The organism is Legionella yabuuchiae, from assembly GCF_900640115.1.
Classification (GTDB): domain Bacteria; phylum Pseudomonadota; class Gammaproteobacteria; order Legionellales; family Legionellaceae; genus Legionella_A; species Legionella_A yabuuchiae.
In genome coordinates, this window is sequence record NZ_CAAAIW010000008.1 from 92,641 (window position 1) to 104,072 (window position 11,432).

Genomic DNA, 11,432 nt, shown 5'->3' on the forward strand with positions numbered 1-11,432 from the left:
TATCATTCGTTTTCAGACTTAGCCCAAGTATCTTTTAAACTAACCACTCGATGAAATGCTGTGGTTTTAGAGTTATCTTCTTCGTTAACTGCATAATAGCCTAAACGCTCGAACTGAAACACCTCCCCTTTGGGATGAGTGGCTAATGAAGGCTCACAATAACCATTTGAAATCTTGAGGGAATCATAGTTAATAAACTGTAGGAAATCTTCTTCTCGCCCTGGATTTGGATCATTAAATAAACGATCGTATTGGAAAATCTTAACTGGGTGGGCATGCTGAGCAGAAACCCAATGAATGACTCCTTTCACTTTACGACCCTCAGGATTTTTACCTAATGTGTTTTCATCGTAAGTGCATCGAAGCTCAATAACATTGCCCTGCTCATTATGTATGACTTCATCACATCGGATCACATACGCATTTCGTAATCGAACTTCTGACCCAGGTGAGAGCCTGAAGAATTTTTTAGGAGGATTTTCCATAAAATCATCGGCTTCAATATATAACTCTCGACTAAACGGCAAAGCACGTAGGCCAAACTCAGGGTTTTGCGGATGGTAAGGAGCGCTCAATTCTTCAACCTTGCCTTCTGGATAGTTTTGAATCACTATTTTTAGCGGGTTTAACACACACATTGCTCTCTTAGCCGTTTTATTGAGTTCACCACGAACACATTCTTCAAGCACAGACATATCAATCACAGAGTCACTGCGTGAAATTCCAATGAGTTCGCAAAAATCTCTTAAGGCTTTGGGTGGATAGCCACGCTTTCTCATGCCACGTATCGTAGGAAGTCGAGGATCATCCCAGCCGCTAACGTAGTTTTCTTCAACTAATGTTCTAAGTTTGCGTTTGCTCGTTACGGTATGTGATAAATTTAGCCGGGCAAACTCAGTCTGAACGGGTCTTGCTGGAACGGGCAGATGTTCAATGAGCCAATCATATAACGGTCTGTGATCTTGAAACTCTAACGTACACAAAGAGTGCGTGATATGTTCAAGCGCATCAGATAAAGGATGAGCGTAATCATACATTGGATAGATACACCATTCATCGCCAGTCTGCTGATGGGTCGCGTGCCGGATTCGATAGAGCACTGGATCACGCATGTTTAAATTACCAGAACTCATATCAATCCGAGCACGCAACACATGAGCTCCGTCTTCGAATTCACCGGCTTTCATTCGACGGAATAAATCAAGATTCTCTTCCGCCGAACGATTACGATACGGACTTTCACGACCAGGCTCTTGCAACGTCCCGCGATATTCACGAATAGCATCCATGCTTAAACTATCAACGTAAGCCAGCCCTTTTTGAATTAATAGTTCGGCATAATCATAACATTGTTGATAATAATCTGAAGAGTGCGTTTTGGCATGCCAATCAAAACCAAGCCATTGCACGTCCTCTATAATTCCGTTTACAAATGCCTGTTCTTCTTTAATAGGATTTGTATCATCAAAACGCAAGTAACAGCGGCCATCAAATTCCTCGGCCAATCCGAAATTTAAGCAGATTGATTTGGCGTGGCCAACATGTAAGTATCCATTGGGTTCTGGTGGAAATCGCGTAACAACCCCTTGGTGTTTTCCACTGGCTAAGTCGTCTTTAATTAATTGACGAATAAAGTGAGATCTTTTTTCAATACTATCAGTCATTCTTTTAATTCCAAAAAAATAGGATTCGCATATACCTGTGATCTTTCAAAATACATGATTTATGCTTTTTACTTTTTGCCCTGCCGAATTTTGAAAAATCACGGGTAAAGAGTTTCATCCATTGCATGTCGCATCTTTTCAATAAACAATTTTCCAGCTTCTATACAATCACCCTGAGCTTTATAAGCCTGATTAATTGTCTCAACTAAAGCCGCCCCCACGATGACTCCATCCGAAAACTCTGCCACATGGGCAGCAATCTTAGGCGTTTTAATTCCAAACCCAACCATGAGCGGCAATTGCGTTTGAGTCTTGCGTTTGCAATAGTCGTTTCTTACTGATTCTAAATCCAAAGCGTTCGAGCCAGTAACACCTTTTAATGAAACATAATATAAATAACCGCGACCAAATTGATTTACACGCGTCATGCGCTCGTCGGACGTCGTTGGAGAACATAAATAGATCGGATAAAGACCATGTTCCTCCCATAATGGCGCAAGCGTTTCGCTTTCTTCAGGGGGTAAATCAACAAAAATCGTTCCATCAACGCCAGCCTCTTTTGCTCGCTTGATGAACGCTTCATATCCGTATTGCTCAATGGGATTAAGATAGCCCATTAATATTATAGGCGTTTCACTATCGTTTGTTCGAAATTCAGCAACCATATTTAAGACATCGTCTGTGGTCAGGCCATGGGTTAATGCTCGTTCCATAGCCGCCTGAATGACTGGACCTTCAGCCATGGGATCTGAAAAAGGGATACCAAGTTCTAATACGTCAGCACCACCATCAACCAGCGCATGCATTAAAGAAACAGTGATCCCAGGCTCTGGATCGCCTGCCGTAATATATGGGCTGAGCATTTTCTTTTTTGACTCATTTAATTGCGTGAGTACTTTGTCAATACGATTCATAATGTTATGCCTTCTAATTGAGCAACGGTATGAATATCTTTGTCTCCACGCCCCGACAAATTGACAATAATGTGTTGTTCAGGACTCATGGATTGGGCTAATTTCATGGCATAAGCCACCGCATGGCTGGATTCTAAGGCTGGAATAATTCCTTCAATCTTGGATAAAGTATGGAATGCTTTAAGCGCTTCCTCATCATTGACGGCAACATATTCTACTCGTCCAATATCTTTTAAGTACGCATGTTCAGGACCGACTCCCGGATAATCCAATCCAGCAGAAATCGAGTGAGTATCGATAATTTGGCCTTGTTCATCACACAGCAAATACGTGCGATTACCATGCAAAACCCCTGGTTTCCCACCGAGAAGCGATGCTGCATGCTGACCGCTTTCTAACCCTTTTCCACCAGCCTCTACCCCATAAATTTTAACCTCCTCATCGTTTAAAAAGGGGTGAAACAAACCAATTGCATTAGACCCTCCTCCCACACAGGCAACCAAAGCATCCGGTAAACAATTGATTTTTTCCAAGAGTTGTTTTCGGGCTTCTTCACCAATAACCGATTGAAAGTCGCGAACCATTTGCGGATAAGGATGTGGGCCTGCTGCGGTTCCGATAATATAAAACGTATCATCCACATGAGCGACCCAGTCCCTCATGGCTTCATTTAAGGCGTCTTTTAAGGTTTTAGAGCCTGAATGCACTGGAACAACGGTTGCACCTAATAATTTCATGCGATAAACATTGATGGCTTGGCGTTGTATATCTTCCTCGCCCATATACACCACACATTCCATGCCATATTTTGCCGCAACGGTTGCAGAGGCTACGCCATGTTGACCAGCGCCAGTTTCTGCGATAATTCGCTGTTTGCCCATTCGCTTGGCTAATAATGCCTGACCTATGGTGTTATTAATTTTGTGCGCGCCAGTATGATTTAAATCTTCTCGTTTTAAATATATTTGAGCGCCACCGAGGTTTTGGCTTAGATTTTTAGCGTGATAAAGTGGCGTCTCCCTTCCGACGTATTCGGTTAACTCGGATTTAAATTCATCCTGAAAATCAGGATCATGACGTATTTCTTGGTAGGCATGTTGCAGCTTTTGCAACACATGCATTAATGTATCTGCGACGAACATCCCGCCATATTGGCCAAAGTGCCCGTATTGATCTGGAAGCTCTTGTCCGCTCATTGTGACTCCATTTTATGAATGGTTTGCATAAATTGTCTCATTTTGTTGTGATCTTTTATACCGGGTGAAGCTTCCACCCCGCTGCAAACGTCAACCGCATATACAGTTCGGCCTGAAACTGCATCGGCCACATTCCGAGCGTTAAGACCTCCGGCAAGAATCATCGGCAAAGACAAATGATGAGGGATAAGTTCCCAATCAAAAGATTGCCCACTGCCTCCACGTTTAATGGATGGGGTATCCAGCAATATGCCTGAGGCATAAGGATGATTCTTTGTAGCCTTTACTATGGATTCAACAGAATCGGCTGAAACTGCCTTGACATAAGGCCTAGAAAACTGTCTGCAAAAATCACTTGATTCATCCCCATGAAATTGCAAAACATGAACCGGAATAGCTTCGAGGACTTCATGCACAAGCTGAGGTTTAGGATTTACGAAAACAGCGACAATGCTCATGAAAGGCGGTAATTTGTTTGTCAGTTGTTGCGCTTGAGTCACCGTTATAGAACGAGGGCTCTCTGAATAAAAGATCAGTCCCACAGCATCTACACCGAACGAAGCCGCCACTTCAATATCTTGACGTAGAGTCATCCCGCACATTTTCACACGGACAAGCCCCATGTCCTAACATCCCCCAAGAAATAAAGGGTTATTGTTGCCTTTAATCACCCCAAACTCTTTTGGGTAGACCACTTCGGTAAGATATAGTCCATAAGGCGGTGCAGTTTCAGCGCCCATTCTTCGATCTTTTGCAGTTAAAACCTCATTTACCCAAGGAACGGGTTGACGGCCAGAGCCTACGGCAATCAGCACCCCGGCAATATTTCTGACCATATGATGTAAAAATGCATTGGCGCAAATATCGATGATTACAAAGTCGCCTTTACGCGTTACTTGCAAATGCTGAACATTGCGCATCGGAGAGTTGGATTGGCATTCTATGGAGCGAAACGACGTAAAATCCTGCTCACCTAATAAAAACTGACTGGCTTCATTCATCAATCGATGGTTTAACTGTCGATATTGCCATGTGACATTAGACCGTAATAATCCTGGTCTAATGGGTGCATTATAAATGACGTAAAGATATCGCCTAGAGAGTGCCGAAAATCGGGCATGAAAAGTTTCGGGCATTTCTCGCCCCCACTTAATACAGACGTCTTTAGGCAAAAATGAATTGGTGCCATGAATCCATGAGCGAATAGTGCGTTCTTTATCAGTATCAAAATGAATGACTTGATTGGTGGCATGAACGCCTGTATCGGTTCGGCCAGCACAAATTACACTAATATCCTCATCCGCAACTTTGCTTAATGCCTGTTCTATCACTTTTTGAACTGTGCGCAGACCGGCTTGCGATTGCCAGCCATGATACTGACTGCCATCGTACTCGACCATCAAAGCAATGCGCATAGACTAAAATCTCACTAAAAACCGCCAATGTATAATACTGTTATAGTTTTGTCTAGGTTAATTGTCGACCTAAAAAACAGTGAAATTAACTACGAGTGATTACTGCTCTTATTTACAAAGAGATTATAATCCTGGTTGCTGGTTGTTAAAATGCTGGGAAATACAACACATCTCCATGAACCACCACGCCAAGACAATCGGGAACATTAGGCCAAGTGAGTTGACTCTGATTTAGAGTTATGGGACATTCGCGCGTTAAACCGTTATTACCCAAAATGTTCACAACCGTTTGTCCGGCTGGAAAATAGACGGTTTTGTCTCTTGAATCCCAGCGTACAACTTGGTCGTTAACGGTAATCGTCATACCTGCAGCAATGCCTAAACCAAAGGCTTTACTATCACCGCTGGGGGCTGCCTGCGGCAAAGGATTGGGTAAGCCGATGTAGATATCGCCATTATCTTGCGTTTGCAACACCAAACCACCACTACACAGTAGCCCTGTGTCTTGAACAATGGTTAACGAGTCCCCTGATTTCCCGAGAGTACAACTGGCGCTAGTGTCATGTTGATAAGCAATTAAATCAATTTGGGTCGCATTTCCTAAATTATCCAATGCGATTTTAGACCCATTCGTAACAATATGATTTAAAAACTCTGCATACATGGATGGATCCATGCCAAACACTACGTATTTAGGCGTTTCAGGCAGAACTCCACCAGTCCCTGAATCAGGTATATCCGCAGGCAAATAAACGTGTATTGTTTCACTGCTTTCTTTCACTATATTAAGACGTGAACATAACTCGCCTTGCCCGCTAGTCACGTTGTCTGGACTGATGGTTAAATCACATGAAGCGGATTTGTTGCCTTGAAAGGCTTTTAATACCGAGTTTTGAGGCAACTGAGACGCTTCTAGTGGTTCCGCGTTATTCAAAATCCTGTCATTCAAAGCCGCGCTCACACCAAAAGTCGGGTTAAAATTAAATTGTATCTTAAAGGTTGCTTTTGGCGGTGGTGGACTCTCAGGGAATGTCAGCGTTTTAGTGGCGTTATTAATAATCAACTCGGCACAGAGAGAGCCGCTTTCGCCTGAAACTTGCTGATTTGAATCCACTTTAAGAGCGCACTGAGAGGGAGCATCACCGAGGAGCTTAACCACGCCTCCATTGACAATATTAATGTCTTGGTTATTGGATATGGGTTGCTCATTGTAAGTGGCTTGCACTCCTTGGGGTACAATCGCTTTAAATTTGACCTCAGTCGGTTGTTGAGTTTCTTTAGGGCAAAAAATTAATTCAAATTTGGTTTGCGGACCACAGCGTGCTAACCCTTTTGCATCATCATAAGCGTAGGTGTATGAATTACAATGTTGAATCTGGGTTACCGCTTCTGCATAGCTGCTTCTTGCTGCAGGGCCAGCACTGCATTGACCGCTTGAAATGGGCGGTGTAGGACAACAATACATTTGCGCCTCGGGTGATTCTGGCGCTAAGCCCCCTAAAATATGTTTCCAACCGCCAGCGTCACTTCCACCATCACTGCCTTGCGCTGTGGTTAATTTAGCACAGGGACTAAAGCAACCAATTGGCTCCCCGGTCTCTTTTTGAACCCATTGTAAATTGACTTCGGTAACATTCACACCATTAATGGTATTGAATTGACCTTCAGTGGATAAATTTGCATTTGCAGGACAAAGGGTTGGTTTTAATCCACCACAATTAACGCCTGGATCGGTTAATACTTGTTCTGAGTGTAAATCTAGACAAGTATTTTGGTGATTAATGACGTTAACCGCATAAGGCAAGGTATAACCATCCACAGCAGAGCCGTTCCACCAGGTTTCAGGGCCTAAGGTTTGACCTGGAGCGCTTGGGTTCGGTGCGCAAAGAGAGGGATTATGATTAAATATAGCGGCCACGCAACCCCACGTTGCTTCAAACTTGCTATTAATATCTGGCGCATAAGGAGGATTTTGCCATCCTTTAGATTCGGCTTCAGGTACCGCAGTACTTTCTCCAACGTTGCAATTATACCCATGTTGATTACAATCTTTTTTAGCCCAAAATCGTGTTGAAGCTAAGCCTTTATCTGGAATGCTATAGTCGTAAGCTAAGCCTGGGGCAATTTCTACCACATTTGGATCGTTCGTTGCATTCTTAAAATCTTGTTGAATCCATAGCTTCTCATCACATTGGTTCGTGACTCTAAAGCGTGTATTTTGTTGCGTATCAGGGGTTGTAATTCCAGCGATGCCATCTAAAGAAAATAGGCCGATTAATAATCCTATTATGAGAAATTTTGTCTTTAAATACGGCACACCGTTCATTTCATCATCCCCTGATTAGCAGCATTACATTTACTTTAGCGGTTTCGACGGCTTGTATTACAAGACCGTCAATGATTTACAATCGTAAAAAATAGCTAAAGTACAATTTAAGTATATATTCGGTTAAACCGTCCCGCTACGGCTTTACCGTTTCTTTACGTTAATACCACCATTTATTTGCAGGTATAACGCGTTTAAAGTTTGGTGAGTCGACCGAGGGAGCTTAACCCTCAGCCGCTCGCAGAACCGAACGTGATGCTCTCGCATCATCCGGCTCCCTTTAAGTCAATGCACCAAACATACCTTCGTGCCAGTGTACAAACAGCGCAGGCGTTTCTTTGTCGATCCGTTCCATGAGTTTTCACAGAACCATTTTTTTCTATTGACTGGTGATCAATATTTGATTATTATGCTTCCGTGTTGATCGTTGTGGTAAATAAAACCCATTTCCTGATGAGCACACTTCGCTTTGCCCACCAAGAATAGTTGAGAGTACGCCTATTTACTTATAGTAAGGAATTTGAAATGCCAACTGGAATCGATGAAACAGAAAAAATTCTACAAGCAGCAACGGTTCTTAGTAATCATTCTGATTTATGGATAGCTATAGGCAAGAAAATATACCAAAAATTGACCGAACGAAAACCACTTTCAAATCATTCTACCGATGTGTACCGCCAAGACCTCAAACGGTATAATAGGATGGTACAACTATATAAGGAAAAATTGCACAAACCTAATTGTCCAGTACAATGGGAATTAGATGAAAAAAATTGTCCAACCTGGCATTGCAGGCTAGATGAATTTATCACTCAGTACAAAACAGAAGCTGAAGCATTAAGAGCTAGTGATTTTCCATTGAAATTTATTCCTATTAAGATAACAGCTTCCATTTCACGATTATTTGAATCTTTACAAAAACGCTCTCAGCTCTCTTCTTTACCCAAGTATAAATATCGAACCGATGGTTATGAAGCGATGTTTTTTAGTGAGCTAATTCAGTGGCTTTGTGTTGACTTAGCAAGGTTAGATATAACAGAGCAAAACACTGCGGATGAGGTGTTAAAACGAATTAAATATTGTGAAGCAATAGAAAGTGAAGTTTTTGTGTATCGTGATGACACTGACAAAGCTAATCCTAAAAACAAGCTTCAGCGCACTATTGAAAATCTTAAGTACATTCATAAAAATTGTCTTAAAGCCATTGAGGCGGTCTCTTTTAATAAGTGCATTGAGTCTATCGATAAAGATTTTAGAGAGATGATCGTTTGTGCATTTGATATATGTCATCTTATTTTAAAAAATGTTAATCAAGAGGAACTACAGGTTGATGAATTTCTAAGACCGATGGAGGTGGATCAAAAAGTTAAATCTCTACTTGGAACAACCTTAGGCCAATGGATTAAAAACACTCTTGAAACGGCTGGGATTGTATCCAATGATTTTGAAAGCAATAAAGAAGTGTCTCTTGAGGTCATTGTAAATTATTTAAACATTGATTTTAATACCTTAGATCTTAAAAAATCAGGTTTATTGTCGTTTGGTAAACAAGATGCTACAAAAGCCCCTGAATTACTCAAGAAGATTGCCAATATCCATCGGGCAATCCTCAATTTGTGTCATGTTCGAGCATCGTTGGTAAAATCTTCCTGTGTCAGTGCCAAGCTTGGTGAGAACTGGTTGTATGGTAATGACGAAGGAAAGGCAGTCATACAAGCTTTATTAATTGCAGTTAATGACGCAAGCCAAAATTTTAATAACGAGGTGAAGTCGTTTTGGGATATGTTTTATACGAAGGGATATAAAAAATATGCAGACGAAAAAAAGAAAGACGCTAAAGATGTTACATTTAAACGGATAGAGATAGCGAAAAAAAGATATGATTTGATTGAAGAGAAGACTAAAAAAGTAAAAGAAAACCTAGAAACCATCAGAAATAGTATTAAGGACTTTCACATTGACTCTGCAATCACAGAGCAAAAAAAACGTGATTTGATTTCTGCACTATATGCCTACTTGCAACGAATGCCTAATCCTGATCAAGACGTGTTGAAGGCGATAAAAAGGTTGTTTGAGAAAGATAATACTGCATTAGATACAGTGCAGGCAGGGACTTCTCATGCTATACCAGAGAGCATCAAACCTTATATTGTCAAATTTCCAATAAATAAAATACCCATCTACAAGTCTGCAAGAAACCGGTTATTTGGCTATGAAAATGAAAATTTTGCCCAGGATTTAACCATGATGCCAAAGCCTGTGCGATTTTATACAAAGGTTCAAGAGCGCTTGTATAATGAGTTTCTTGTTCCTTATAATGCTCTTGTCAATTCATTTGCGATATTTAGTATATTCTACCCTACGTTGTACACAGTTGGGTTGGCGAATATGGAGGCGTTGCGTAAAATCTATTCTGATTTCAATACCATCATGAAAGTGCTATATAAGCCGTGCGATAGCATTGAGGGATATAGTCTTTCTATGGAAGATGAAGAGGCGAGCTCATATCAAGATAAAAAACTCTATCTCACAATTAACGATAATAAAATCGAATATAAAGTGAGACAATTTACAACGGGTGAGCTCTGCCATGGTTCCATCGATATCCATGACCTCGATCCTGAGTTTAGTATGCCTGTAACATTTGATAAATTGCAGACTTATTTGTTGGATATTTTATGTATCACCATGAAAAATGGTCATACGGTTGCTGAACGAGAGATTTCGGAGGCCTCTATTGATGGAGACGATGAAGTTTTTTATCAATTACGAAAAAATAGCGTGCAGCAAGCTGCGTTTTTTTGGGAAATACAACTTAAATTGATTGATGTAACTTGCAAAATGGCACTCCATCGCTTTTCAACAAATTGCAAAGTTAACCCTTTTAATATGCTAGCCAGTGAAGATGATTTATCAAGCTTGCGAGTCCAACCAAGGGATGTGAATGATGTGGATGAGAGCATTGAAATTACCATTGATAAATCTTTGTTGTCTTATGCAGGTGGTGCATTTGCAGATGAATTGCAAGATCTTAGGGGGCGCCTAGAGAAGGAAAATCGGGAACATGCAACACTTGCCATAGAACACGCCAAGACACTTGCCGAGTTGGATGCAGCAAAAGCTATAATAAGTCAAAAAATGGCTCTGATAACCAAACACGATGACACGGTGGCTGAGCTACAGGCTACGATACATGATAGAGATGAAGCGTTACGTGATAGAGATGAAGCGTTACGTGATAAAGAGAAAGCGATGCGCGAAGACCAGGAATTGATAGAGAGCCTAAAAGCTAAGTTAGCCGCGAAAGATGAAACAGCTGCAACTCAAACTGAAGTCATGAATAAACTTATGTTAGAGGTGATTAAACTGAGGGATCAACTTCCAGATCAAGCACCCCCTCCCCCAAACCCTTATGGCTTTTTTTAACAGCAAGCGCTGCGGCTCCCATAGAACATCCTCAGCCATCGAATGGAGAAACAGCAGCGCCTACATCTCACTAAGGACATGACATGCACTATCTGGCGCTCAATCAACAGCAATTATCGCGTTTTAGCCACCACTGGTTTTGGGGGCTACGCGCGGACATCTCCTGTCACTACAATCTTGGCAACGCGGCGGCAGATTTGGAAAAAGATGTTGTCTTACGTCAACGCTGTGAAGAAAAAATAGCGCGGATTATTCAGCGAACCTGGATTATCCGTGCGTTTTATTGGTTTTTTAATATTAGCCAGTATCGTACACAGTATTATCAGCTTCAAGCATATTACGCTGACCAACTGTATAAAAAAGGGGTTATTATGCTTTCAGAAACCGAACAAGAACGCATTCATGCCGCAGGTGCTTTTATAGTGACCACAGCAGCGGGCAGCCTGGTGGCAAAATGGTTAATTCCTTATCTAAAACCATCACTGGCCTGG

The 11,432-nt window shown here is 41.6% G+C and carries 8 protein-coding genes; 2 read left to right on the forward strand and 6 right to left on the reverse strand.

Going from position 1 to position 11,432, the window contains the following annotated elements; all coding sequences use genetic code 11:
• Positions 1-2: 2 nt before the first annotated feature.
• The 6 genes from E1O47_RS04720 to E1O47_RS04745 form a co-directional block, all read right to left on the reverse strand.
• The gene (locus E1O47_RS04720; protein ID WP_133130117.1) at positions 3-1,664 is read right to left on the reverse strand and encodes a glutamine--tRNA ligase/YqeY domain fusion protein; all 1,662 of its coding nucleotides are present in this window, start codon (positions 1,662-1,664) and stop codon (positions 3-5) included.
• 98 nt (positions 1,665-1,762) lie between these two features.
• The gene (trpA, locus tag E1O47_RS04725) at positions 1,763-2,578 is read right to left on the reverse strand and encodes a tryptophan synthase subunit alpha (RefSeq protein ID WP_133130118.1); all 816 of its coding nucleotides are present in this window, start codon (positions 2,576-2,578) and stop codon (positions 1,763-1,765) included.
• The gene (gene trpB, locus E1O47_RS04730; protein WP_133130119.1) at positions 2,575-3,774 is read right to left on the reverse strand and encodes a tryptophan synthase subunit beta; all 1,200 of its coding nucleotides are present in this window, start codon (positions 3,772-3,774) and stop codon (positions 2,575-2,577) included. The genes trpA and trpB overlap by 4 nt, the downstream gene beginning before the upstream one ends.
• On the reverse strand, positions 3,771-4,397 hold the full coding sequence (locus E1O47_RS04735) for a phosphoribosylanthranilate isomerase (protein ID WP_165475039.1): 627 nt from the start codon (positions 4,395-4,397) through the stop codon (positions 3,771-3,773). Before E1O47_RS04735 ends, trpB begins: the two co-directional genes overlap by 4 nt.
• A gap of 3 nt (positions 4,398-4,400) precedes the next feature.
• Positions 4,401-5,189 (reverse strand): tRNA pseudouridine(38-40) synthase TruA, encoded by a 789-nt coding sequence (gene truA, locus E1O47_RS04740; RefSeq protein WP_133130120.1) that lies wholly within the window; start codon positions 5,187-5,189, stop codon positions 4,401-4,403.
• Positions 5,190-5,334: 145 nt separating this feature from the next.
• Positions 5,335-7,515 (reverse strand): glycoside hydrolase 64/thaumatin family protein, encoded by a 2,181-nt coding sequence (locus E1O47_RS04745; RefSeq protein WP_133130121.1) that lies wholly within the window; start codon positions 7,513-7,515, stop codon positions 5,335-5,337.
• Positions 7,516-8,040: 525 nt separating this feature from the next.
• Between E1O47_RS04745 and E1O47_RS04750 the strand changes: the two genes are divergently transcribed.
• Positions 8,041-10,941: a hypothetical protein gene (locus tag E1O47_RS04750; RefSeq protein ID WP_133130122.1), complete on the forward strand. Its 2,901-nt coding sequence runs from the start codon at positions 8,041-8,043 to the stop codon at positions 10,939-10,941.
• A gap of 83 nt (positions 10,942-11,024) precedes the next feature.
• The coding region (locus tag E1O47_RS04755; RefSeq protein ID WP_133130123.1) for a hypothetical protein at positions 11,025-11,432 on the forward strand (408 nt) is incomplete at its 3' end.